21 protein-coding genes are annotated in these 24074 nt (G+C 65.0%); 15 read left to right on the top strand and 6 right to left on the bottom strand.

Features of this window, described 5'->3' with window-relative positions; translation table 11 throughout:
- Positions 1–40 precede the first annotated feature (40 nt).
- Entirely contained in the window at positions 41–685 is a 645-nt protein-coding gene (locus QF040_RS09705; protein ID WP_429610860.1) for a superoxide dismutase, read from the top strand.
- 11 nt (positions 686–696) lie between these two features.
- Positions 697–1626, top strand: coding sequence for a ZIP family metal transporter (locus QF040_RS09700; protein WP_429610859.1), 930 nt, complete (start codon positions 697–699; stop codon positions 1624–1626).
- Positions 1627–1731: 105 nt separating this feature from the next.
- Here QF040_RS09700 and QF040_RS09695 read toward each other — a convergent pair whose 3' ends face one another.
- Complete coding sequence (locus QF040_RS09695; RefSeq protein ID WP_306878259.1) at positions 1732–3165, bottom strand: aldehyde dehydrogenase family protein; 1434 nt, start codon at positions 3163–3165, stop codon at positions 1732–1734.
- 308 nt (positions 3166–3473) lie between these two features.
- Between QF040_RS09695 and QF040_RS09690 the strand changes: the two genes are divergently transcribed.
- The 3 genes from QF040_RS09690 (at position 3474) to QF040_RS09680 (ending at position 8920) form a co-directional block, all read left to right on the top strand.
- Positions 3474–4988 carry a DUF4214 domain-containing protein gene (locus QF040_RS09690; RefSeq protein ID WP_429610858.1) on the top strand — a complete coding sequence of 505 codons (1515 nt, stop codon included), beginning with the start codon at positions 3474–3476 and terminating at the stop codon, positions 4986–4988.
- Positions 4989–5081: 93 nt separating this feature from the next.
- Positions 5082–7490: a peptidase domain-containing ABC transporter gene (locus QF040_RS09685; RefSeq protein ID WP_429610857.1), complete on the top strand. Its 2409-nt coding sequence runs from the start codon at positions 5082–5084 to the stop codon at positions 7488–7490.
- A complete protein-coding gene (locus tag QF040_RS09680; RefSeq protein ID WP_429610856.1) occupies positions 7487–8920 on the top strand; it encodes an HlyD family type I secretion periplasmic adaptor subunit in 1434 nt (477 codons plus the stop codon). The genes QF040_RS09685 and QF040_RS09680 overlap by 4 nt, the downstream gene beginning before the upstream one ends.
- Before the next feature lie 23 nt (positions 8921–8943).
- On the opposite strand, the gene QF040_RS09675 is transcribed toward QF040_RS09680, so the two are convergent.
- Positions 8944–9498 (bottom strand): peroxiredoxin, encoded by a 555-nt coding sequence (locus QF040_RS09675; RefSeq protein ID WP_429610855.1) that lies wholly within the window; start codon positions 9496–9498, stop codon positions 8944–8946.
- 134 nt (positions 9499–9632) lie between these two features.
- Between QF040_RS09675 and QF040_RS09670 the strand changes: the two genes are divergently transcribed.
- The 8 genes from QF040_RS09670 (at position 9633) to QF040_RS09635 (ending at position 17253) form a co-directional block, all read left to right on the top strand.
- Positions 9633–11207, top strand: coding sequence for a phospholipase D family protein (locus tag QF040_RS09670; protein ID WP_429610854.1), 1575 nt, complete (start codon positions 9633–9635; stop codon positions 11205–11207).
- A gap of 9 nt (positions 11208–11216) precedes the next feature.
- Complete coding sequence (locus QF040_RS09665) at positions 11217–11999, top strand: sterol desaturase family protein (protein WP_429610853.1); 783 nt, start codon at positions 11217–11219, stop codon at positions 11997–11999.
- Positions 11983–12933 carry a fatty acid desaturase family protein gene (locus QF040_RS09660; RefSeq protein ID WP_429610852.1) on the top strand — a complete coding sequence of 317 codons (951 nt, stop codon included), beginning with the start codon at positions 11983–11985 and terminating at the stop codon, positions 12931–12933. The genes QF040_RS09665 and QF040_RS09660 overlap by 17 nt, the downstream gene beginning before the upstream one ends.
- A gap of 3 nt (positions 12934–12936) precedes the next feature.
- Positions 12937–14898: an iron-containing redox enzyme family protein gene (locus tag QF040_RS09655; protein ID WP_429610851.1), complete on the top strand. Its 1962-nt coding sequence runs from the start codon at positions 12937–12939 to the stop codon at positions 14896–14898.
- Positions 14895–15806: a DUF6999 family protein gene (locus QF040_RS09650; protein WP_429610849.1), complete on the top strand. Its 912-nt coding sequence runs from the start codon at positions 14895–14897 to the stop codon at positions 15804–15806. Before QF040_RS09655 ends, QF040_RS09650 begins: the two co-directional genes overlap by 4 nt.
- 17 nt (positions 15807–15823) lie before the next feature.
- Positions 15824–16192 (top strand): hypothetical protein, encoded by a 369-nt coding sequence (locus tag QF040_RS09645; RefSeq protein WP_041942874.1) that lies wholly within the window; start codon positions 15824–15826, stop codon positions 16190–16192.
- Positions 16179–16430, top strand: coding sequence for a hypothetical protein (locus tag QF040_RS09640; RefSeq protein ID WP_013540963.1), 252 nt, complete (start codon positions 16179–16181; stop codon positions 16428–16430). The genes QF040_RS09645 and QF040_RS09640 overlap by 14 nt, the downstream gene beginning before the upstream one ends.
- Positions 16431–16662: 232 nt before the next feature.
- Complete coding sequence (locus QF040_RS09635; protein ID WP_307505511.1) at positions 16663–17253, top strand: hypothetical protein; 591 nt, start codon at positions 16663–16665, stop codon at positions 17251–17253.
- On the opposite strand, the gene QF040_RS09630 is transcribed toward QF040_RS09635, so the two are convergent.
- On the bottom strand, positions 17250–18101 hold the full coding sequence (locus tag QF040_RS09630; RefSeq protein WP_429610848.1) for a metal-dependent hydrolase: 852 nt from the start codon (positions 18099–18101) through the stop codon (positions 17250–17252). The genes QF040_RS09635 and QF040_RS09630 overlap by 4 nt on opposite strands.
- A gap of 121 nt (positions 18102–18222) precedes the next feature.
- Between QF040_RS09630 and QF040_RS09625 the strand changes: the two genes are divergently transcribed.
- A complete protein-coding gene (locus QF040_RS09625) occupies positions 18223–18852 on the top strand; it encodes a TetR/AcrR family transcriptional regulator (protein WP_429610847.1) in 630 nt (209 codons plus the stop codon).
- A 106-nt stretch (positions 18853–18958) separates the two neighbouring features.
- Here QF040_RS09625 and QF040_RS09620 read toward each other — a convergent pair whose 3' ends face one another.
- Positions 18959–19327, bottom strand: a complete 369-nt coding sequence (locus tag QF040_RS09620; RefSeq protein WP_429610846.1) for a nuclear transport factor 2 family protein — start codon at positions 19325–19327, stop codon at positions 18959–18961.
- 2 nt (positions 19328–19329) lie between these two features.
- Positions 19330–21855, bottom strand: a complete 2526-nt coding sequence (locus QF040_RS09615; protein ID WP_429610845.1) for a sodium-translocating pyrophosphatase — start codon at positions 21853–21855, stop codon at positions 19330–19332.
- Positions 21856–22109: 254 nt separating this feature from the next.
- Here QF040_RS09615 and ppa point away from each other — a divergent pair, with 254 nt between their 5' ends.
- Positions 22110–22637, top strand: a complete 528-nt coding sequence (gene ppa / locus QF040_RS09610; protein WP_013540971.1) for an inorganic diphosphatase — start codon at positions 22110–22112, stop codon at positions 22635–22637.
- A 201-nt stretch (positions 22638–22838) separates the two neighbouring features.
- Here ppa and QF040_RS09605 read toward each other — a convergent pair whose 3' ends face one another.
- On the bottom strand, positions 22839–24059 hold the full coding sequence (locus QF040_RS09605; RefSeq protein ID WP_429610844.1) for a GNAT family N-acetyltransferase: 1221 nt from the start codon (positions 24057–24059) through the stop codon (positions 22839–22841).
- Positions 24060–24074: the final 15 nt, after the last annotated feature.

Genomic DNA, 24074 nt, shown 5'->3' with positions numbered 1-24074 from the left:
GACAACGCAAAGGGCTCTTTCAACCAAGGAGCTTCCGACCGTGCCGTACACCCTGCCAGCCTTGCCTTATGCCTTCGATGCGCTCGAACCGCACCTCGACGCGCAGACGATGGAAATCCACCACGGCAAGCACCACCAGACCTATGTAAACAACCTCAATGCGGCCGTCAAGGACACGCCGCACGAAGGCACGCCGGTCGAGCAACTGATCGTCGACATCGAGCAATTGCCCGAGGCGCTGCGCGCGCCGGTGCGCAACAACGGCGGCGGGCATGCCAACCACAGCCTGTTCTGGACCGTGATGGCGCCGGCCGGCCAGGGCGGCGGCGGCACGCCCACGGGCGATCTCGCCAAGGCCATCGATGCCGACCTGGGCGGTTTCGACGCCTTCAAGGAAGCCTTCACCAAGGCCGCGCTCACGCGCTTCGGCAGCGGCTGGGCGTGGCTCTCGGTCGCCAAGGGCGGCAAGCTCGCGGTGGAAAGCAGCGGCAACCAGGACAGCCCGCTGATGCGCGGCATCGGCTCGGGCAACACGCCGATCCTCGGTCTGGACGTGTGGGAGCACGCCTACTACCTCAAGTACCAGAATCGCCGCCCCGAATACATCGCGGCCTTCTACAACGTCGTGAACTGGGCCGAGGTGGCCCGGCGCCATGCCGCCGCCCTCGCGGCCATTCGCGACTGAGGACATTGCCCATGAACGACGAGCCGCAACATCCGCAGGCGACGTTCCCGTCGGCGCGGTCGAGGCCCACACCTTCGACGCGCGAATGGATCGGGCTGGCCATCGTCACCGCCGGCGCGCTGGCGCTGGCCTCGCAGTTCTGGCAGTTCGTGCGGTCCGACCCCGTGGTCTGGAACGCCTTGCTCGGCGGCTCGGTCGCCGCGCTGGCAACCGCGCTGGGCACGCTGCCCGTGGTGTTCTCGCAGAAGCTGCCCGAGCGGCTTCAGGACACGCTCTTCGGTTTCGGCGCCGGCGTGATGCTGGCGGCCTGCGCCTTCTCGCTGATCATTCCGGGCCTCGACGCGGCGAAGAACATCGGCGTTTTCGGCGGCGGCAGTTGGGCCGCGGGCGGCGTGATCGGCGCGGCCATCCTGCTGGGCGGGATCGTGCTCATGGTGATGGACCGCGTGCTGCCGCACGAGCACTTCATCAAAGGGCGCGAAGGGCAGTCGGCCAAGCAACTCCGGCGCACCTGGCTCTTCGTGTTTGCGATCGCGCTGCACAACGTGCCGGAAGGCCTGGCCATCGGCGTGGGCTATGCGGGCAACAACGGACTGCGCGCGGATGCGCTGGCCACCGGCATCGCGATCCAGGATGTGCCGGAGGGGCTGGTCGTTGCGGTGGCGTTGCTGGCGGCCGGCTACAAGCGCTGGTTCGCGGTAGTGATCGGCATGGCCTCAGGGCTGGTCGAGCCGCTGGGCGCCGTGCTGGGCGCCGCGGTCGTCGGCCACTCGGCGCTGTTGCTGCCCTGGGGGCTGGGGTTCGCGGCGGGCGCGATGCTGTTCGTCATCAGCCACGAAATCATTCCCGAATCGCACCGCAAGGGGCACGAAGCCTTTGCGACCAGCGGGCTGATGCTCGGCTTCGTGCTGATGATGCTGCTGGACACGGCGCTCGGATAAGTCCGGCGCGCTCTGCTGCGCTGCTTCGATCAACCAACACCGTTCGGGCTGAGCCTGTCGAAGCCTTGCGCGAGGCTTCGACAAGCTCAGCCCGAACGGTTGGTGTCAGCCGTGCTTGACGGCGACAGTCTTCAATGTGGTGAAACCGTACAGCGCCTCGAAGCCCTTTTCACGGCCGTAGCCTGACGACTTCACGCCGCCGAAAGGCAACTCGACGCCGCCGCCCGCGCCGTAGTTGTTGATGAACACCTGCCCGCTGCGCACGCGCCGGGCCATGCGGAACTGGCGCGAGCCGTCGGCCGTCCACACACCCGCGACGAGGCCGAACTGCGTGGCGTTGGCGAGTGCCACCGCTTCGTCTTCGTCGGCGAACTGCATCGCCGCGAGCACCGGGCCGAACACTTCTTCCTGCGCAAGGCGGTGGCCGACCGGCACGTCGCGCAGCAGCGTGGGCGCCTGGTAGAAGCCGGTTTCGGGTGCTTCCTCGACGACGATGCCCTGCGCCACCATCGGGATGCCGGCGTGCTGGGCGTCGCTCAAAAAGTCCCAGACGCGCTGCTGCTGTGTTTGGCGGATCAGCGGGCCGACGTCGAGATCCATGGCCGCCGGGCCGACGCGAAGCGCCTCGAAGGCGTGGCCCAGGCGCTCGAGCAGGGGCTCATAGATGCTGCGCTGGATCAGCACGCGCGAGCCGGCCGAGCAGGTCTGGCCGGCGTTCTGCACGATGGCGTTGATGACGACCGGAATCGCCGCATCGAGATCGGCGTCCGCAAAGATGATCTGCGGGCTCTTACCGCCCAGCTCGAGCGTGACCGGGCAATGCCGCTCGGCCGCCACCTGCTGGATCAGCGTGCCGATCTTCGGACTGCCGGTGAAGCTGATGTGGTCGATGCCCTCGTGCCGCGCGAGCGCGTCGCCCACCTCATGGCCGTAGCCCGTCACGATGTTCAGCGCGCCAGCCGGAAAACCGACTTCGGCCGCCAGCTGCGCCACACGGATCAGCGAAAGGCACGCGTCTTCGGCCGGCTTCACCACGCACACGTTGCCTGCCGCCAGCGCACCGCCCACGCTGCGCCCGAAGATCTGCATCGGGTAGTTCCACGGAATGATGTGCCCCGTGACGCCGTGCGGTTCGCGCCAGGTGAACACGCTGTAGCCGTCCTGGTAGGGGATGGTCTCGCCGTGCAGCTTGTCGCAGGCGCCGGCGTAGAACTCGAAATAGCGCACCAGCGCCACTGCATCCGCACGCGCCTGCTTGACGGGCTTGCCGCAGTCGCGCTGCTCGATCAGCGCGAGCTCGTCGACGTGCTCGGCGATCTTCTGGGAGAGCTTGTAGAGCAGACGGCTGCGGTCGGCGGCGCTGACCTTGTGCCACACGCCCTCGAAGCAGTCGCGCGCGGCGCGCACGGCGGAATCGATGTCGGCGGCATTGCTGCGCTGGATTTCGTCGAACGGCTGGCCGTCGGAGGGGTCGATGACGGGGATGGTGCGGCCGGAAGCGGACGGGACGTCGGCGTTGGCGATGTAGTTGAGCTGCATGGGGCGGGATTTTGCGTGAATGAACAAGAAGCCGCAGAGGCTCGCTTGTTCACCGCACTCCGCAACAAAGAACCAGCGACTAGCAGTTTTTACTAATACTTAAGTGCTACTTGACTGGATGCCCTCGCATAAACGCGATGCTCCGTGGAAAAAGCACGCGAGTGGGCCCTTGTTCATGAACGAATCCAGGGATACAAGCGGATACGATATGTACAGGTCAGGGCGGATGAACCATGACTCGGGTGGCTGCATCTGCGGGAGGAGCGATGCAGGTGGAGAAGTCTTACTTAAAAACGAAGGAACGTACTGTGGCAATCATCGACGGCACTCCCGGAAACGATACTTTGGTTGGAACCCCTGGCGCGGACAGCATTCACGGCGGCGCCGGGAACGATCTGATCGACGGCGGCGCAGGCAACGATGTCATCTTCAGCGATGCAGGAAACGACGACATCTGGGGTGGGCAAGGCAATGATTCCATCACCGGCAATAGCACTGGGGCGGTAATCGTTCACTACAACGATGGTCCTGCTGGCGTCAGCGTCGATCTTCGGTCTGGCACTGCAACGGACGGATGGGGCAATCGCGACACGCTGTCGCAGATTTACGCTGTGGCCGGTTCGGACTTCAACGACACACTCACCGCCTTGAGTACAACGAGCTCTGTTTACCTCAACGGCGGCGGCGGCGACGACAAGATCACCGGCGGCTGGGGCAACGATGCGTTGATCGGTGGTTCGGGCAACGACACGATCGATGGTGGCGACGGTGTTTCCGGGTTCGGCAATCTTCAACACGGGGCTGTTTTCCGGCTCTATCAGGCTGCGTTTGCGAGAGATCCGGATATCGGTGGCCTGCAGAGCTGGGTCGGCGCTCTCAAGAACGGCGCAACGTTGAAAACCATCGCAACGGCGTTTGCGCAATCGTCCGAGTTCCAGACGACCTATGCAGGTTTGGACAATACCCAGTTCGTCACACGCCTGTACCAGAACGTGCTAGGCCGTGCCCCGGATGCAGGTGGCCTTGAGTCCTGGCTTCGCTCGCTCAATGCCGGTGCATCGCGCGCAGAGATCATGCTGGGTTTCTCGGACTCCGGCGAGTTCAGAAATAGCACGTCCCGCGACGTCGATGCATTCATGACATCCAAGTTCAGTAGCGATCATCAGGGAGATGTCTATCGCCTTTACAAGGCGACCTTGAACAGAGAGCCTGATGGCATGGGCTTCGTCAACTGGATGAACTTGTTGGACACAGAGGCCACAACGGTCGAGACGGTCGCGCAGGGATTCATCAATTCTTCTGAATTCCAGAAAACTTATGGTTCTCTCGACAACACCCAGTTTGCGACCTTGTTGTACAGGAACGTGCTGAACCGCGAACCAGATCAGGGCGGGCTCGCTGGATGGGTGGACGCGCTGAATCGAGGAGCGAGTCGCGCGGCAGTGGTCGTCGGCTTTTCCAGGTCGGGTGAGTTCATCGCAAACACCGCGCCTGCGCAGGCGAACTACATGGCAAACAACTTCGGAAGCTGGAGTGATGCCTTGAATGGCGGCGCAGGAAACAACACGCTGATCGGCGGCCGCGGCGCAGATGTCTTTATCTTCAACTCCAGCACCGACGCGAGCAACAACCAGGTTTACGGACTCGAGGGCGTCGACCAATTGAGGTTCACCGGCTTCGGCTACGGCGGCACCGCCGACGTCCTGAGCCACATGACCCAGAACGGCCAGAACGTGGTGTTCACCGATGGCAACCAGAGCATCACGTTCCATCACGCAACACTGGCCCAGCTTTCGCAGGCCAACATCCAACTGACCGCGTGACGTAGATAACGCGTCGCTCGTGCACTGCCTGGGGCAGGGCGACGCGGCGCTTTGATTGAGAAAAGAGCTTGGACCGCTTTGGATCAAAAGGCCATGGAAGAGGAGGGCGCGAGCCGGTCGCAACAGGCCTTGAATAGTCCTGGTGACCTCGGCGCGCCGCCTCAGCTTGAAGGCGGCTCTTTTCCGGCACTACAAGGCCTTTCGGCTTTGCAGCCTATCGTCGCATTCTTCTCCCTGGAGATGAGTGTCCAGGCACTTGGCCAAGCGATGGGCTGGCGTCCTGAAACCCCCATCGGCGTGCAGGAACTGCAGCATGCGGCGCAGCATCTGGGGCTCGTGTCGAAGCCTCAGCAGGTCCGGGAATTCCCGTCACGCAAATGGCCGTTCCTCAAGCAGCGTGGGGGCGCACGGTCACTACCCGTTCCCTGTGTGATCTTCGGTGCCGATGGCAACGTGGTCACCGTGGTTGCCCGGCGTGAGACGCGTGGTCCGTCTACAGGGCTGCGCCCCGGCACTGCGAGCGAATCGGGCGTCGTCGAGCCGAAGCAGCCTTTGGACGAGTTGCTCCTCTGGATACCCAAGACTTCGAAATTCACCTGGGTTTCGATGGCAGAGCTGGTCCGAAGCCACGGGGAGAACGGTGTTCTCCCCGTCATTTGTTTCCGCCAGCCACTGCAACCTGCCACGGCCAGCGGCTCGCCCTCCCGGCGCTTTGGCCTCGGGTGGTTTGTTCCGGTGCTGTGGCGCTACCGAAAGCCACTGGGGCAGGTGCTCCTTGGCGCATTCCTGCTCCAACTGGTCGCACTGACGACGCCCTTGTTCAGCCAGGTCATCATCGACAAGGTCCTGATGCACAAGAGCCTGTCGACCCTGCATGTCCTGGGCATCGGCATGGCGGGCCTGATCGTCTTCGAGGCGGTGACCAACACGCTGCGCGGGTACATGCTCGCCCACACGTCCGCACGCCTGGATGCCGGCCTGTCCAGCGACCTCTTTCGCCATGTGCTCAGCCTGCCCATCCGCTATTTCGAGCAGCGCCAGGCCGGCGACACGCTGGCCCGCACGCGCGAGCTCGAGAACATCCGCAGCTTCTTCACCGGCGGGGCGCTGACGACGCTGGTCGACGGGCTCTTCATCGGCATCTTCATTGCGGTGATGCTGCTCTACAGCATCAAGCTGACCATCGTCACGCTCATCGGCCTGCCGATCCTTGCTCTCGTCACGCTCGTGGCACAGCCCATTTTCGGGAGGGCGCTGCAGACAAAGTTCGACCGCAGTGCGGAGGCCGGCAGCTTCATGGTCGAGAGCATCCAGGGCATCCACACGCTCAAAAGTCTGGCGCTGGCGCCCATGTGGCAGCGCAAGTGGGACCTGCTCGCTGCCCGGCAAGTGGCGGCGGGGTTCGATGTCAGCAAGCTGGGAAATGCGGCGCAGAGCATCTCGCAGGCGGTGCAGCGAATGCTGACGCTGGCGGTGCTCTGGGTCGGCACCACGCTGGTGATGAACAACGATCTCACTGTCGGAGGGCTCATCGCGTTTCAGATGCTGGCCGGGCAGGTGCTGCAGCCGGTGTCCCGCCTGGTGGGGCTCTGGCAGAACTTCCAGCAGGTCAAGCTGTCGGTCGACCGTATGGGCGATCTCATGAATGCACTGCCGGAGCCCACCAACACGGGCGTGCAGGCCATGCCGTCGCTGAAGGGGCGCATCGAGTTGCAATCGATTCATTTCCGCTACCAGTCAGAAACGCCGCTCGTGCTGAACAACCTGAGCCTTTTGCTGGAGCCGGGTGAAGTGGTGGGCATCGTGGGACGCTCCGGCTGCGGCAAATCGACCCTCACCAAGCTCATCCAGCGGCTGTACGGCATGGAGGCCGGGCGGGTGTTGGTCGACGGCCACGACATCGCGCATGCCGATCCGCAGCAGTTGCGCCGCCAGATCGGCGTCGTGCTGCAAGACAGCTTCCTGTTCAGCGGGACGATTGCAGAAAACATCGCAGTTGCACATCCAGGCATGTCGTTTGACCGCATCGTTTTCGCGGCGCAGCAGGCGGGCGCGCACGAGTTCATCACGGCTTTGCCGCAGGGCTATCAGACCCCGGTGGGTGAACGCGGCGCTCTTCTGTCCGGCGGGCAGCGCCAGCGCATCGCGATCGCCCGCGCACTGACGGGCGATCCGCGCATCCTGATCCTGGACGAAGCCACCAGCGCGCTGGACGTCGAGAGCGAGCAGGCCATTCAGGCCAACATGGCGCAGATTTGCCGCGGCCGCACGGTCATCATGATTGCCCACCGCCTCTCCACGCTGCGCCATTGCAGCCGCATCGTCGTGCTCGACAGCGGCAAGGTGGTGGAGCAAGGCGGGTTGCAGGAACTCATTGCACAGCAAGGCGAATTCGCAAGGCTCTGGGCCATGCAGCAGCACGAACCCGGAACTGGCGTTCGCAAGAATTCCGCAACGCATCGCGCCGAGCGGCGCGGCAACCCGGCGGAGACGGAGGCATGAATACCTTGCTGTCCCCGAAGGAGAGGGCGTTTCACAGCCCGGCGCTTGCCATCGAGGAGACGCCTCCTGCGCCGTTTGCCAGCGGCCTGATGTGGGCGCTGGCGGTATTGCTGCTTGGCGCCATCACCTGGGCGTGCATCGGCGAAATCGAGATCGTGGCGACGGCCCCCGGCCGGCTGATTCCCGACGGCCGGGTGAAGGTCCTGCAGACGATCGAACCGGCCCTCGTGCGAGCGATTCATGTGCGCGAAGGCCAGCGCGTCAAGGAGGGCGATCTCCTGATCGAACTGGATCCGACCTTGTCCCAGGCCGATCTGTCCAGCAGCCAGCAGCGGCTGCAGCAGAACCAGCAACAGATGGCGCGTCTCATGGTGGAGATGAGGGGACAGCATCTGCCCATGTCAGCGCAAGCGAGCGGTGCGAGCATGGCGCGCACCGCGCCGGCATTGACGCCCGATCAGATGGCGACAATCCAGGCCCGCGAAGCGGCATTCGAGGCCAAGCTCGCGGAAGCCAGGGCATCGGTCGATGAAAAGACGAAGGCGCTCAAGGCCGCCGAGTCGACGCACACGAAGCTGCGGCTGAACCTCGGGCTTGCGACCAAGCGCTACCAACAGAGCTTGGCACTCGTGAAGGAAGGCTTCTTCAGCGAAGGCGAGCGCCTCAAGCAGGAGCAGGAAGTGGTCGGACTGGAGCACGACCTGGCGGCGCAGAGCCAGACGCTCGCCCAGCTCGCTGCGGGCCTCCAGGAAGCGCGATTCCGCCAGGCTGCCGTGGAGCAGGAACGCAAGGTGCAGATTCTTGCGGAGGTCGAGCAGGCCAGTCGGGAAGGCGCGAGCCTGCAGGCCGAGTTCGAGAAGGCCCAGCAGCTCAACGGCCTGAAGACATTGCGCGCGCCTGTGTCGGGCATTGTCCAAAGCCTTGGGGTCACGACGCTGGGGAGTGCTGTGGCCGCCAACCAACCGCTCCTGACGATCGTGCCGGAAAACACGCCGTTGATTGCCGAGGTCCTGCTCAGCAACAACGACATCGGCTATGTGAGGATCGGGCAGTCCGTCGAGGTCAAGCTCGACAGCTTTCCTTTCACGCAATATGGTGCCGTGGCCGGCACTGTCAAATGGATCAGTGCGGACGCCGAGTTCCAGAACCCGCAGGCGCTCGACAAGCAGACGGGAGCGGGCCAATCTGCTTCAAGCAGCAACCGCAACTTCGATAGCAGCAATTCGGATCAGCGAACGAATGGCCTGGCCTATCGCGTGCAAATTGCGCTTGCCGGGCCCGACGCCAGCATCTGGGTCAAGGGGCACCCGCAACCGCTGCAATCGGGCATGAGCTTGCAGGCGGACATCCAGACCGACAAGCGCCGGTTGATCCAACTGGTGTTGAACCCGCTGGAAAAGGGCTGGAACGAGGGCGTCCGGGTCCGGTAGACCTGGCCTCTGCCGCTTGCTGCCTACTTTGCCGCGCTTGCCTTCGGCAGCGCCCGCACCGCATTCAGCGTGCGTTCCACGTGCTTGTCCGGATTCAGGTTCTGGTAGTAGTAGGCGACCTTGCCGTCCGGCGAGATCACGTACGACAGCCGGTTGGCAAAGTCCGGCCGGGTCTGCATCAGCGCGTCGAAGCCGTTGATCACCGTCTTGGCTTCGTCCGATGCCACCGGAAACCGGCTCTGGCAGGACTTGATCGAAAACTTCGAGAGGGTGTCGATGTCGTCGGCCGAGACGCCGATCACGCTGGCGCCCAATGCCGCGAACTGGTCGACCGCTTCGGCGAAGGCGTGCGCCTCGATCGAGCAATCGTTGGAGTCGGCCGCGGGAAAGAAGTACAACACCACGGGTCCCTTGGCGAGCGCGTCGGCCAGCGAGTAGCGGAAAGTCTTGCCGCCCAGCGCGGCGTTGGCGGTGAACTTGGGCACGGGGTCGCCGATGTCCAATGCTGCCCAGGCGGGGTGCGCGAGAGCAGCGATGGCCGTCATCAGGGCGATGCGTGAGAGGATCGAGCGGGCCATGATGTAACTCCTTGCCGGTGTGGCGCGAATTCTAGGACGACGCCCTTTCGCTGGGGCGGATGAAACTGATGCACGCCTGCCGGCGTATTCATTCATGGCAACGACAGAGAAAACGAACGAGGGCAATCATCATCATGAACGGCTGGCATCGACTTCTGCGCATGGCGCTCGCGGGTTTCCTGCTGGCTGCGCTCGCCGCCTGCGGTTCGCTGCCGCCGGCGAAAGACCGGCCTGCCGAGCACGCCGCCTCGGCCGATCCGGCGACCAGGCTCGCGAAGATTGCCGCCGCTTCCACACCGCCCGGGGAGCATTCGGGCTTCCGGCTGATGCCGCTGGGCGTGTATTCGCTCGACGCGCGCATCCAGCTCGCGCAGCGCGCCCAGCAGTCGCTGGTGGTGCAGTACTACCAGCTGGAAAACGACGCCGTCGGCCGACTGCTGCTGCGCACATTGCGCGAAGCCGCGGCGCGCGGCGTGAAGGTGCGGGTGCTGGTGGACGATCTCTACACCGCCAAGAGCCAGCAACTGCTGCTGGCACTCTCGGAAACGCCCAATGTGCAGGTGCGGCTCTACAACCCGTTCTGCTGCGGGCGCAACGGTTTTCTCTCGCGCTTCGCGGCTTCGCCGTTCGAGATCGTGCGGCTCAACCACCGCATGCACAACAAGCTTTTCATCGCCGACGGCGCGATGGCGGTGGTGGGCGGCCGCAACATCGCCGACGAATATTTTGTGCTGAGCGAGGCGCAGAACTTCATCGACATGGACGCGCTGGTGGTCGGCAAGGTGGTGCCGCAGCTCGAATCGATCTTCGATGCCTACTGGAACAGCGTGCAGGTCTGGCCCATCGCCGACATCGTGAAGGGCGAAGGCGGCCGCATGCCGGGCAGCGCCGAGTTCGACGACTGGATCGGCATGGCCGCGCCGCCACCAAAGATCGTGCTGCCGCCTTCCGACATCCTGGGTTATGGCCCGATCGCCGAGGAACTCGACGGCGGCCGCATGGGCCTCCTGTGGGGCGAGGCGCGCGCCCTTGCCGATCCGCCGACCAAGCCCGAGACGATGACCGCCGACGAAGCCATCTCTACCAGCGTGACGATGAAGGTCTGGGGGCTGCTCATGGACGCCAAGACCGAGGTAGACCTGACCTCGCCGTATCTCGTACCCGGCGAGCGCGGCATGGAGGCCTTTGACGACTTGGCCAAGCGCAAGGTCAAGCTGACGCTCCTGACCAATTCGCTCGCCGCCAACGACGAGCCGCTGGTGCACACCGGCTACGCGCGCTATCGCGAGCGGTTGCTGCAAAGCGGCGCAGACCTGTACGAGCTGAGCCCCCAGCGCACCAGCAAGGGCGAGCGCTTCGGCATGTTCGGCAAGTCGCTCGGGCGGCTGCACGCGAAGACCGCCGCCATCGACAGGACGCGCATCTTCATCGGCTCGATGAACCTCGATCCGCGCTCGGCCAGCCAGAATACCGAGATGGGGGTGGTGGTCGACAGCCCGCAACTGGCGCGCGAGATGCTGCGCATCATCAACATCAGCAAGCTGCAGAACTCCTACCGGCTGCGGCTGGCCAAGGACACCGGCACGCTCCAGTGGCTCACCAACGATGGGGAGAAGGAGGTGATCCTCACTTCCGAGCCCGAGTCCGGCTTCTTCCAGCGTTTCTACAACATGCTCATTGCACCCATCGTTCCCGAGATGCTGCTGTAGCCTCGGGGGATGGCGCAGACCTTCACTTCACTGTCCGCCCTGCAGGTCATGCTGTGGGGCGTGCTTTTTTTCGGCGGCATCTATGTCGGCTTCGGCGCCATCACCTGGCTGCTGACGAAGCGGCTGCTGCCGTCGATGGGCATCGGGCGGGTGCTCGATCCACGGCCATTGCAGCCGGGACAGTTGCGGCGGGAGCTCGGACAGTCGGGCATCTCGGTGCTGATCTTCGGTCTGGGCATGGTGTTTCCTTGGGGCTTGCTGCAACTGGGTTGGGCGCGGCTCGATCCCGACGCGGGCTGGCGGCAGATCGCCGTCGAGATCCTCGTGCTGGCGGTGTGGAACGACGTGCATTTCTGGATCAACCATCGCCTCCTGCACACGCGTTTGCTGCGCCGCTTTCACGGGCCGCACCATCGCTCGTTCGTGACGACGCCTTGGGCCACCTACAGCTTCCACCCGATCGAGGCGCTGATGCTCGGCAACGTGATCCTGCTGCCGATGGTGGTGCACGACTTCAGCTTCTGGGCGCTGGCGGCGGTGCCGGTGTTCAGTCTGTTCTTCAACTGCGTGGGGCATTCGAACTACGACTTCTTCACCGGGGTGTCGTACAGCCACTGGTTCGCCGCGAGCCGCCGGCACCATCTGCACCACGCCTGCCACAACGGCAACTACGGCTTCCAGTTCACTTTCATGGACCGGCTGTTCAGGACGCGCATCGCGGCGGACGCGGGCGAGCCACACTTCCAGGCCTTCAGGGACAAAGAGGCGCGGCGGCATGGCACGCCCGCCTGAGGCGTCGCCTCGCCGGCCGCGCCTTCGGCACTGGCGCGATTGGCAAAGCCTCGCTTACCTCGTCGCGCTGCCGGCATTGGCGGCTTGGCAATGGGTGAACGGCTTCAACGCGCTGCTCTATGCGCTGATGCTGTTCCTCACGCTCGGCATCGGCGTGATCCATCACAACCATGTGCACCTGCGCATGTGGCGCGGGCGGCGCATGAACCGGTTGACCGATTTCTGGATCACGCTGCTGCAGGGCCATCCGACCTTCGTGTTCTGGCCCGCGCACGTGGCCAACCACCATCGCCACCGGCATGGCCCGAAGGACGTGGCGCGCACCTACCGTTTCGGCGGCGATAGCAACCACCTGTGGGGCTATCTGCTGCATCCGTTCCAGGCGGTGTGGGTGCTGATGCCGGTGTTCGTCGGCTGGCTTGCGCGGCTGCGGGCGCATCGGCGCGGCGCCTGGCGTTACTGCATCGCGCAGTACGTGCTGTGGCTGGTGAGCTGGGCAGCGCTGCTAGCGCTCGATTGGCGCAAGGCCCTGCTTTTCGTGATCGTGCCGCAGCTGCATGGCCTGCACTGGCTGCTCGCGACCAACTACCTGCAGCATGCGCATGCCGACGGCCGGAAGGGACCACGCAAGGTGGCAGACAAGGGAGCATCGGGCGATACCTCCGGTGGCCGATTGAACTACGCACGCAATTTCGAAGGGCTGGTGAACCCGTTGCTGTTCAACATCGGCCTGCACACCGCACATCACGAGAACCCGCATGCCCATTGGTCCGAGCTCACGCACCTGCACCACACGCGCTACCGCGCGCAGGTCGATCCCGTGCTCAACGAGGGCGGGCTGGTTCCCTACATGGTGCGGGTCTTCGTGCTGGGGACCGTGTTGCCGCGTTTTCGCAGCCGCTCGCTGATGCCTCCCGATTCCTTCACTCACTGAACCATGCCTGTTCCATTCCAACGCGTGTACCTCGAGAGCGCCGGCTATTTCATGCCGGGCGAGCCCATTCCCAACGACCGCATGGACGCATACATCGCGCCGCTCAACCGCATGTCAGAGCGCATCAAGCGGCGCATCCTCGCGGAGAACGGCATCCTCACGCGGCACTACGCCATCGATGCGGAGGGCGTGACGCAGCACACGAATGCGCAGCTCGCCGCGGGGGCCATTCGCGATTGCCTGCGGCGCGGCGGCGCGGAGCTGTCGCGCGTGTCGCTGCTGGCAAGCGGCTCCTCGGGCGGCGACACGCTGATGCCGGGGTTCGCCAACATGATCCAGGGCGAACTCGCCGCACAGCCGATGGAGACGCATTCGGTGCACGGCATCTGCGCGGCAGGCGTGTCGGCGATCCAGACGGCTGCGCAAGGCATCGAGCTGGGCGCGCACCGCTCGGCGATGGCGGTGGCGAGTGAAATGCCGTCGCGGCTTTTCAAGCGCTCGCGTTTCGCGGCGCGCGGGTATGAGACGGACTTCGACTCGCACTTCCTGCGCTGGATGCTGTCCGATGGCGCGGGTGCGCTGCTGCTGTCCGATGGCTCGCCTGCGCTGGCCGGCGCGCCCGGGTTGCGCCTGAAATTGAAGTGGGTGCACCAGCGCGCCTTCTCGGGCGACTACCCCGTGTGCATGCAGCTCGGCCTGACCGAAGACCGCGCGAAAGGCCACCTCGAGTTCGGTTCGTGGGCCGAGGCCGAAGCCGCCGGCGCGCTGTCGCTGCGGCAGGACATCCGCCTGCTGCCGCATCTGTTCGACATCGGCATCCATGAATACGCGGGGCTGGTGCGCGACGGCTGGGTCGATCCGAAGCGGGTCGATCACTTCCTGTGCCACTACTCGTCGGAAAAATTCATCCCGGTGGTCGAGGACCTGATGAACAAGGCCGACCTGTCGATTCCGCGCGAGCGCTGGTGGAGCAATCTCGCGTGGCGCGGCAACACGGGGGCCGCGTCGATCCTCGTCATGCTGGCCGAATTCCTTCACACGAAGACCTTGAAGCCGGGCGAGCAGATCTTCTGCTACGTGCCCGAGTCGGGGCGCTTCATGGCGGCGTACATGCTGCTGGAAGTCGAAGCGGTCGATGCGGCGCCTGCGACGATGGCGGCGCCCCGTGCTGCCGCCGTGCCGGACGACGATCTTGTCATCGCCCCTCCGCACGATCCCGCCGCCGCCCCCGAGGGCCTGGGCGCCTTGCTCACCGAGCTGGCCGCCATCTGGCACGACTACCGCTCCCGCGTCTGGCGCACGCCGCTGATCCGCCAGATTCGCGAGCGCCGCCTCGCCTTGCCCGACTACCTGAACTGGATGGAGCAATGGGTGCCGCAGGTGCGCGAAGGCAGCAAGTGGATGCGCGAAGGCGCCGCCTCGCTGAGCGGGCCGTACCAGATGCTGGCCTCCCTGATCGACGTGCATGCGGGCGAAGAGCAGAACGACTTCAACATCCTCTTCAGCGACTACAAGAAGGCCGGCGGCACGGTCGCGCAGATCGATGACCTGCGCCGAAACCCTGGCGGCGAGGCGCTCAACGCCTACCTGCACGGCCTGGCCGCGACGCGCGACCCGATCGGTTTATTGGGTGCGATCTACATCATCGAGGGCACGGGCCAGCGCATCGTGCCGGCGCTGCTGCCGCTCATCAAGGCGAGCGTGAAGCTGCCGCCCGACGCCTTCCGCTTTCTCGAGTACCACGGCCATAACGACGAGAACCACCTGAACCGCTGGCTCGCCGCGGTGGAGATGGTCATGACCGTGGAAGGGCAGGCCCGTGCCGCCCGCCAGATCATCGACACCGCGCGCCACACGGCCGCGCTGTACCTGATGCAGTTCCAGCACATCACGGAGCGGATGCCGGATGAGCCGCCGGGCCGCCCCAAGGCGAATACCGCAGCCGAAGGCGGAGGTTTCCCATGAGCCGAACGCCTGAATTCCTCACGCAAGCCCACGACGAGCGCGACCCGAACCCGTGGCTCGCGCTGTACCTGGACCAGAGCACGCCGCTGCCGGACAACGTCAAGTCGGCGTGGCTGGCGGATTCGAGCTCCGGGTCGCGGCAGTACCTGCTGCCGTTCCTCAGGCCCATTGCGCGGCTGACGATCATCCTGATCCAGATCGTGAAGGTGTTCGTGCCGCGCAATTGGTCTCACTCGATGCTGCTGCATCGCTTTCTGGCATGGGGGCTCAAGCGCTTCGTGTCGCCGGAGGCCAACTGGCTGATTCTTCGGCACTTTCATCTGGGGTCGCAGGTGCTGGCGTTCATCGGGCGCAACTCGCCGGCGCCCGTGGCCACAAATCCGCTGGAGCCGGCGGACATCGACGCGCTGAAGGACGAGATGTTCCTGAAGCACGATCTGAATCTCTTCAATTTCGTGATTCGCCTCAATACGGCGCTGCGCGAGAAGGGCGTGGCGCTGTGCAAGGCGGAGGAGGTCGATTTCTCGATGATCAAGGAGCCGGGGTTGCGGCTGGAGGACATGCCCCACGGCAAGCTCAATTTCCTCGACCTGCAGAGCGCCATCGAGCTGTTCACGCCGCTCTACCAGCTGATGCTGACCGACAACGATTTCTGGCGCGCGGCCAACTCCTTGCAACTGGATGAAACCATCGGCATCTACACGGCGACGATCCTGAATGCGCCCGAGCACCTGATCCTGGTCAACAACAAGCACCCGCTGGTGCCCCTGTCGACCCTGCGGGCGGGGCACCGTCTGGTGATCCACGGGCTGTCCACGGAAATGCTCCACAGCCTGCTCCAGCGCATGCAGGCGGCCCGGAAAGCGGGGGAGCCGGAAACGGCCCTGTACGACCAGCCACTTGCATAGGCGTATGCTGCCCCCAGATGCGAACCATGAACACGACCCATAATCCGTCCCCCAAGACCGATCTGGCAGTGACCCATGTGCTGGCTCAACTGCTGGAGCGGCTCGAACACAGTGCCGTACCCGTAGGCGCCGAGCAGTACCGCTCGGTGGTCGAGCACCTGGTGCATGCGTTCGAGGATGTCGAGCCAGGCGCCGATCTGGGCCGCCTGCTCGATGCCTATCCGGCCGCATCCGAGGTTTATGAGAACCTCAACTATCAGCACGCCGGGCTTTGCCGCTCGGCATTGGACGTTTCTCTTGCGGCTGAAGTCAGCGCTCGGGAAGCCATTGCACGCGCCATGGGCGGTGCCAAAACGAACAAGGACAAGACGCATGGCGAAGGGTGAAGTGAAGACGGCAGTGGTGGCGGACGGCCTGCGCTACAAGACCAAGACACCGGGTTCCCCGTTCCGCGCTTCGGCGTCGTTCAGCGGGGCGACCATGTCCTGCTTCATGTGCGGCAAGCACCGTGTGCGCTCGCAGCTGCGCACGCGCCAGGTGCTGGGCAAGTCGCAAACCGTGTGCGCGCCTTCGTGCAAGGCGCTGGACGAAGCCTTGGAGCAGTCGGAAGCTTCTTCGGGCTGACTTTCGGCTAGCACGAAACGGCGACGTTTTGGCGACATGTCCGCGCGAACATGTCGCAGATATCCTTCCAAAACGGACCTAATCGATATACAGTTAGACACAATTGATGCATGTAATTGCAGTCATTCAAAAGTTCTAATCTGTAGCCGATGACAAAACAAATCCAGCAAGGCCTTGGCTGCCCGGCATCGGGCGTGGACGTTGACGTCGCCGCATGCAAAGGGGGCCAGCCGTGAGCAAACCTCGCCATGTCGTCATGCAGGTGGTCAAGCGCTCGTCCGGCAGCGCCACGCACCACGTCGAATTCCTCATGGACGACAACTTCGCGGAGCGCCTGCGGCAGTTGCGTTCGCTGGTGCCGCCTCTTGGCACGCTCAACAAGCAGCGCGATCTGGTGATCGACAAGGTGCGCGTGCGCCTGCCCAATGCCATCTGGCGTTCCGGCAACGAGATCGACATGGAGGGCGGGGTCGAAGGCTCCTGCATCGTCATCGCAGCGGAAGGCTCCTTCAACTGCGGCGGCAAGGACCGCAAGACGCGCGAGAAGCTCGTGACGTACAACTTCTCGATTGCGCGGCTGGTCGAACTCCACGCCGAGCGCCCTGAAGGCGAAACCCTCTACATCCGCGATGGCACTTTCGCCAACGACGAACCGGCCGACTCGGCCGCCGGTCGCTGGATCGCATCAATGCACGAACTCGAAGTCGTGATGCGGGTGCCCGATGCGCCCTCGGATTTCGACACGCTGCACGACCTGGCCCTGCGCCCTGACCAGCAGCAGGCGAACAGCGCCGGCGGCACGCACCGCGCCAGCATGTTCTAGGCCGCTGCGGCGGCAGTGGCCGCCTCTGGCGCGGCACCCACAGGCGTGTACTGCGCACGGTTGTCGGCCAGCCAGCGTGTCGACAGGCTGCTGTCCTGCTGGGCCGGATGGAAGTCGGCGCGCAGGTAGCTGCGCCAGCCGCCCAGGTTGCCGCGCAGCAGGCCGTTCGTGCTCAACAGGATGCGCGCCGCGCTCTTCCAGGTCGCCCACTTCCACAGCTGTTTTTCGTGGCGCAGGTTGTCGATGGTCTGGTGCATCAGGTCGCCGAGGAACATCACGGTCACGCGGCGGAACCAGCGCTTGCGCCATTCGTCCGAGCCGCCCGTGGCCTTGTAGATGTCGAAGGCGACCGACTTGTGCTCCAGCTCTTCGGCGCTGTGCCACAGCCACATGGTGCGCAGCCGCGGCTCCGCGCCGTCGAGGATCTCGGGGCGGGCCAGCAGCCACTCGGCGAACATTGCGGTGAAGTGCTCGGTGGCGGCGGTGACCGCCAGCGCGTGGCGCGGATCGGCTTCTTCCATCAGTGCCAAGCGCTTGTTCGCGCGCGCCGTCCAGCCATCGACCAACCCTTGGCTCTCCAGATGGTTGTTGAAGAGCGAGTGAATACGCCGGTGCGTGGCCTCCTGGCCGATGAAGCCGCGCACGTCGGTGCGGTACTTTTCCTGCAGTTCGGGCGGCAGCGTGGCGACGGCGTCGCGCACGGCGTCGATGAAGAATTGCTCGCCGAAGGGAAAGCTCATCGACAGGGCATTGAAGAAGGCGGTCGAGAATGCATCGCCCCCGCACCAGTTGCGGGCAAAGGGCGATTGCAGGTCGATCAGCAGGCGGCGAACAACGAGTTCAGTCATGAAAAACAATCCTCGGGACATCGTGGGAAGAAAGACTGGTACAGATTCGTACCGCATGCCTCCATGGTGCTTGTCGAGGCTGGTACTGTCAAGTACCAAGACGTAGGAAAATGTGCCATTCATGAGCGACACCATCGAAAAAACCGTGGCCTCCAAAGCCGCCGAGGGCACGGAAAGCGAGCACTATGCGCGCCTCCTGCAAGGCATGGCTCAAGCCGTGGCGGCCAAGGGCTACGCCGACACGACCATCGCCGACATCGTGCGCGAGGCTGCCGTGTCGCGCCGCACCTTCTACGAGCACTTCAGCACCAAGACCGAATGCCTGATCGCGCTCTACGAAACCGCCAGCCGCTTCGCACTGCAAGCCGTGAGCGAGGCCTTCGATCCCGCCCAGCCCTGGCATGCGCAGGTCGAGCAGGCCATGACCGCGTACTTCGACTACCTGGCGCAGGACCCGGTCCTGCTGCGCACGCTCTTCGTCGAGATCCTGGGGCTCGGCATGCCGGGCCTCGCCGCGCGGCGCCGGGTCAATGACGAGATCGCCAACTTCATCCAGGTCGCCATCAACAGCAGCGACACCGAAGGCGGCCCCGCCGCGCACCTGACGAGCGAGATGGCGATGACAGTCGTCGGTGGCATCAACGAACTGGTGCTGCAGGCTATCGAGCAGGATCGTGCCAGCGATCTGCGCGAGCTGGTGGCACCCGCCACGCGCCTCGTGCGCGCCGTGGCGGCCGAGAGCCAGCGCTAGCCGATCTGCTCGAGGTTCTGATTGAGCGGATCGAGGTCCAGCTTCAGGTTGGCGTCGTGCGCCAAAGGCCAGCCCCGAAACGCTCACCACCTGCCTCTGTTGCGTTTCAGCCCGGCTTTCTCTGCGCCGGGTCGTAGAAGAACTGCTCTTCGGCGATGCGCTCGCCGTCCCAGCGCTGCCAGGCGATCTCTTCCATGCGCATCCGGCTGCCGCCCTTGAAGGTGAACTCGAAGACCCAGTGGATCGCCACATGGTCGCCGTCCACCAGCACGGGCCGCACGCACGTGGACGCCACCGACTCGGTCCGGTCGAGCACGGCGGTTTCCTGCGCGACCAGCGTGCTGCGGCCCCGCCGCGGCTCGGCCTGGTTCTCGCGCATGGTGGCGTCTTCGGTGTAGTAGTCCTCGATGGCCTGCGCATGCGCGCCGCCCTCCACGGCGGCGATGAAGGCTTCGAGCCGTGCGGGCGTGGGCATCTTCAGGACTTCACTTTCACTTCGACGCGGCGCGCTTCGGAAGGCGGGCCGTCGGCCTGCGACTGCTCGGGCTTGGCCAGCTCGATCTTGTCTTCGGGCGCACCCGCGGCCTTGAGCGCGTCGCTCACGGCCATGGCGCGCTGTTTCGCCAGTTCAGCGTTCTTGGCCGGGTCGCCGCTCGCATCGTGGTAGCCGCTCACGAGCACGGTGCTGCCGCTCTGCACGGCCTTGATGACCTCGGCCAACGCCTCCTTGGCGTTGGGCGCGACTTCGGAACTGGCGCTCGCGAAGTAGAACTTCACGACGCCGTTCTCGACCTTCACCGCGGCGGCTTCGGCCGCCGTCACGGCGCCCGTGGCAACTGCTGCAGCCGGCGTGGCGGGGGCCATGGCTGCGGGGGCGGGCGCGGGCGCCGTGGCTGCAGGCGGCGTCTCGACCTTGGCGGGCGCCATCGCCGCCGCATCGCCGGAATGGAACTTCACCACCAGCGGCACGATGAGCAGCGCCACGATGTTGATGATCTTGATCAGCGGGTTCACAGCAGGGCCTGCGGTGTCCTTGTACGGATCGCCCACGGTGTCGCCGGTGACGGCCGCCTTGTGCGCCTCGGAGCCCTTGCCGCCGTGATGGCCGTCCTCGATGTACTTCTTGGCGTTGTCCCAGGCGCCGCCGCCCGTGCACATCGAGATCGCGACGAACAGGCCTGTGACGATGGTGCCCATCAACAGGCCGCCCAAGGCTTTCGGACCGAGCAGCAGGCCCACGACGATCGGCACTACCACCGGCAGCAGCGAGGGAATCATCATTTCCTTGATGGCCGCGCCTGTCAGCATGCCCACGGCCTTGCCGTACTCGGGCTTGCCGGTGCCTTCCATGATCCCGGGGATCTCGCGGAACTGGCGGCGCACTTCCTCCACCACCGCACCGGCGGCGCGGCCCACGGCTTCCATGGCCATCGCGCCGAACAGGTAGGGGATCAGGCCGCCGATGAAGAGGCCGACGATCACCATCGGGTCGCTCAGGTTGAAGCTGATGTTCAGCCCGAAGCTCTCCAGCTTGTGGGTGTAGTCCGCAAAGAGCACCAGCGAGGCGAGGCCGGCCGAGCCGATGGCGTAGCCCTTGGTCACGGCTTTCGTCGTGTTGCCGACCGCGTCGAGCGGGTCGGTCACGGCGCGCACGCTGTCGGGCAACTCGCTCATCTCGGCGATGCCGCCGGCGTTGTCGGTGATGGGGCCGTAGGCGTCCAGTGCGACCACGATGCCCGCCATGCTCAGCATGGAGGTCGCGGCGACCGCGATGCCGAACAGGCCGGCCAGCGAGTACGAAGCCAGGATCGCGATGCACACGAAGATCACCGGCCAGGCAGTCGAGCGCATCGAGACGCCCAGGCCCGCGATGATGTTCGTGCCATGGCCCGTGGTCGAGGCCTGCGCGATGTGCTGCACGGGCTTGTACTGCGTGCCGGTGTAGTACTCGGTGACCCACACCAGCGCGGCGGTGAGCGCCAGGCCCACGAAGCAGGCGCCGAACAGCTTGAGCTGGCTGCCGCTCGCGGCGATGGCGTTGTCCGGAATGATCCATGCAGTGACGAACCAGAACGCGATCAGCGACAGGACGCCCGCGACCGCCAGGCCCTTGTAGAGCGCCGGCATCACGTTGACCATGCCCGGCGATGCCTTCACGAAGAAGCAGCCGATGATCGACGCGATGATCGAAACGCCGCCGAGCGCGAGCGGGTACAGCACAGCATTGCCGGGTGCCGTGGTGACCATCAGCGCACCGAGCACCATGGTCGCGATCAGCGTCACCGCGTAGGTCTCGAACAGGTCGGCCGCCATGCCGGCGCAGTCACCGACGTTGTCGCCGACGTTGTCCGCGATCACGGCGGGGTTGCGCGGATCGTCCTCAGGGATGCCGGCCTCGACCTTGCCCACCAGGTCGGCGCCGACGTCGGCACCCTTGGTGAAGATGCCGCCGCCCAGCCGCGCGAAGATCGAGATCAGCGAGGAGCCGAAGGCAAAGCCGATCAGCGGATTGAGGATGGCCGCCAGGGTGTGGTCCGACTTCGGCGCGCTGCCTGCAAGGAACCAGTAGAAGACGGTCACGCCCAAAAGTCCCAGGCCCACGACCAGCATGCCGGTGATGGCGCCGCCGCGGAATGCCACGTCCAGCGCCGGGCCGATGCCCTTGGTGGCCGCCTGCGCCGTGCGCACGTTGGCGCGCACCGACACGTTCATGCCGATGAAGCCGCAGGCGCCCGAGAGCACTGCGCCGACCACGAAGCCGACGGCCGTGGTCAGGTCGAGGAAGAGGGCGATGAGCACCGCCAGGACGATGCCGACCACCGCGATGGTGGTGTATTGCTTGGCGAGGTAGGCTGAGGCGCCGGCCTGGATGGCGGCGGCGATTTCCTGCATCCGGGCGTTGCCCGGGTCCTTGGCGAGAATCCAACTTCGGGCCCAGAAACCGTAGCCGACGGCCACGAGGCCGCAGACGATGGCGAGTATCAGGGGGGTGTTGCCGATCATGCTTTGCTTCTCCATTCGTTCGTTGTGACTTGTGGAGACGGACAGCATGGATCCTGCGCGCAACGCGTACGGGACCCAGGTTTTCCGTCGCGTTGCTTCCTCGAAGCTCGCTGCACCGAGGTGCGGAGCCGATTGGCCAACGGTTGCAATTTACAGGCAAAAACGCGGGTGCGTGCGACCGGTCGGTGACACGGAAAGTAAACTCAGGGTTTGTCCCGGTCTCCCCAATACTTTTCAACTACTCGAAAAACGTCATGTCCTTCGACAAAGTCTCCCCCGGCAAGAACGTCCCCGATGCCTTCAACGTCGTGATCGAAATCCCGATGAACGCCGACCCGATCAAGTACGAAGTCGACAAGGAATCCGGCGCGATCTTCGTGGACCGCTTCATGACGACGGCCATGTACTACCCCGCCAACTACGGCTACGTGCCGCAGACCCTCTCGGGCGACGGCGATCCGGTCGACGTGCTGGTGATCGCCCCTTACCCGCTGCTGCCGGGCGTGGTCGTGCCCTGCCGCCCCCTGGGCATCCTGATGATGGAAGACGAAGCCGGCGTCGACGGCAAGGTGCTCGCCGTGCCCACCGACAAGGTGCTGCCGATCTACAGCCACTGGAAATCGGTCGACGACGTGAACCCGATGCGCCTGAAGGCCATCAGCCACTTCTTCGAGCACTACAAGGACCTGGAAGCGGGCAAGTGGGTCAAGGTGCTGGGCTGGGAAGGCATCGATGCGGCGAAGAAGGAAGTCATCGACGGCATCGCCGCGTACAAGAAGTAAATCGCTTCAGGCCCTCGAGTTCGAAAGGCGAACGGCGCGCATCGCGCACGCAAGCGCCTTCAGCGAGGGCGCGCATTCCGGCCCTTCGGCGGCCGTGATGCGGTGGGCGGTGGCGAAATGGAAAGTGCGGGTGCAACGCCTGCCTTCCGCCATCTTCCATGAGCCGCTCGGCATCGAGCACATCCCTGGCCGAAAGCCCGCTCACCCCGCCTTGAACGGACTGCGCTCGCCCAGGTGGTCCATGTAGTTCTCGATGCCGGCCCCCTCGCGCTCGAGAAAGCGCTCGACCGCGTCCGAGAACGCTGGGTGCGCGAGCCAGTGGGCGCTGGTGGTCTTCACCGGCATCAGCGCGCGCGCCATCTTGTGCTCGCCCTGGGCGCCGCCTTCGAAGCGCTGGGCGCCGTGTTCGATGCACCAGGCGAGGGGCTGGTAGTAGCAGGCCTCGAAGTGCAGGCAGTCGACGCGCTCCAGCGCGCCCCAGTAGCGGCCGTAGGCGACCAGCGGTTCGTCCGGCTGCGTGGAGAGTGCGATCAGGCTGGTCGCCATGGGCTTGCCATTGCGCTCGGCGACGAACAGGAGCCAGGCCTCGGGCAGGGTATCGGCCATACGCTGGAAGAAATCGCGCGTGAGGTAAGGCGGGTTGCCGTGTTCGCGGTAGGTGCGTTCGTAGCAGCGGTAGAAGAAATCCCAGTCAGCCTTCGAGATGTCCTTGCCGCGCGACCAGCGGAAGCTCACGCCGGCCTCGGCGACCTTGCGGCGCTCCTGGCGGATCTTCTTGCGCTTGTCGTGGGCGAGGCTGGCGAGGAAGGCGTCGAAGTCGGGGTAGCCGGGCTGTTCGAGGGCTGAGCGTTCTCCCTCTGACAGCTGAGGCGCGTCGGTGTCGGGCGCGGGCACCGCATTCGTCCAATGGAACTGCACCGTGTTGCGCAGCATCAGCCCGGCTTCGGTGCATGCGGCGATGTCCTCGTCGGCGCCGAACAGCAGGTGCAGGGAAGAAAGCTCTTCCTGCTTGCACCACGCAACCAGCGCCTGCACCAGCAGCGTGCGGCTCTGCGCATCGCGTGCCAGGAGGCGTGAGCCCGGCACTGGCGTGAACGGTACGGCGACGACGGCCTTCGGGTAGTAGGCGAGCCCGTGCTGCTCATAGGCGTTGGCCCAGGCCCAGTCGAAGACGTACTCGCCGTAGGAATGGTCCTTGATGTAGACCGGGCAGGCGGCTTCGAGTTGCTTGCCGCGCCAGAGCGTGACGAACTGCGCCGTCCATCCGCTCGCGGGTGATGCGCTCCCGCTTTCGTGCAGCGCCGCGAGGTATTCGTGGCGCATGAAAGGCGAGGGCTCGGCCTGCGCGGCGAGCAGCGCATTCCAGGCTTTCGAGCTCACGTCCGACGGTGACGCCAGAACCCGAATGACATAATCGTTCAAGCCTTTTTCTTCCTT

Origin of the sequence: Variovorax sp. W2I14 (assembly GCF_050435205.1) — a bacterium.
In the GTDB taxonomy this organism is placed as follows: domain Bacteria; phylum Pseudomonadota; class Gammaproteobacteria; order Burkholderiales; family Burkholderiaceae_C; genus Variovorax; species Variovorax paradoxus_C.
Note: the sequence above shows the minus strand (reverse complement) of the source record. Positions and strands in the feature narration are given on the sequence as shown.

Coding starts and splice junctions, on each gene's coding strand:
- QF040_RS09675 (WP_429610855.1), bottom strand. CDS start 9,498: ATGGCCCGCTCGATCCTCTCACGCATCGCCCTGATGACGGCCATCGCT.
- ppa (WP_013540971.1), top strand. CDS start 22,110: ATGTCCTTCGACAAAGTCTCCCCCGGCAAGAACGTCCCCGATGCCTTC.
- QF040_RS09645 (WP_041942874.1), top strand. CDS start 15,824: ATGCGAACCATGAACACGACCCATAATCCGTCCCCCAAGACCGATCTG.
- QF040_RS09700 (WP_429610859.1), top strand. CDS start 697: ATGAACGACGAGCCGCAACATCCGCAGGCGACGTTCCCGTCGGCGCGG.
- QF040_RS09680 (WP_429610856.1), top strand. CDS start 7,487: ATGAATACCTTGCTGTCCCCGAAGGAGAGGGCGTTTCACAGCCCGGCG.
- QF040_RS09650 (WP_429610849.1), top strand. CDS start 14,895: ATGAGCCGAACGCCTGAATTCCTCACGCAAGCCCACGACGAGCGCGAC.
- QF040_RS09625 (WP_429610847.1), top strand. CDS start 18,223: ATGAGCGACACCATCGAAAAAACCGTGGCCTCCAAAGCCGCCGAGGGC.
- QF040_RS09655 (WP_429610851.1), top strand. CDS start 12,937: ATGCCTGTTCCATTCCAACGCGTGTACCTCGAGAGCGCCGGCTATTTC.
- QF040_RS09630 (WP_429610848.1), bottom strand. CDS start 18,101: ATGACTGAACTCGTTGTTCGCCGCCTGCTGATCGACCTGCAATCGCCC.
- QF040_RS09670 (WP_429610854.1), top strand. CDS start 9,633: ATGAACGGCTGGCATCGACTTCTGCGCATGGCGCTCGCGGGTTTCCTG.
- QF040_RS09695 (WP_306878259.1), bottom strand. CDS start 3,165: ATGCAGCTCAACTACATCGCCAACGCCGACGTCCCGTCCGCTTCCGGC.
- QF040_RS09620 (WP_429610846.1), bottom strand. CDS start 19,327: ATGCCCACGCCCGCACGGCTCGAAGCCTTCATCGCCGCCGTGGAGGGC.
- QF040_RS09615 (WP_429610845.1), bottom strand. CDS start 21,855: ATGATCGGCAACACCCCCCTGATACTCGCCATCGTCTGCGGCCTCGTG.
- QF040_RS09660 (WP_429610852.1), top strand. CDS start 11,983: ATGGCACGCCCGCCTGAGGCGTCGCCTCGCCGGCCGCGCCTTCGGCAC.
- QF040_RS09665 (WP_429610853.1), top strand. CDS start 11,217: ATGGCGCAGACCTTCACTTCACTGTCCGCCCTGCAGGTCATGCTGTGG.
- QF040_RS09685 (WP_429610857.1), top strand. CDS start 5,082: ATGGAAGAGGAGGGCGCGAGCCGGTCGCAACAGGCCTTGAATAGTCCT.
- QF040_RS09640 (WP_013540963.1), top strand. CDS start 16,179: ATGGCGAAGGGTGAAGTGAAGACGGCAGTGGTGGCGGACGGCCTGCGC.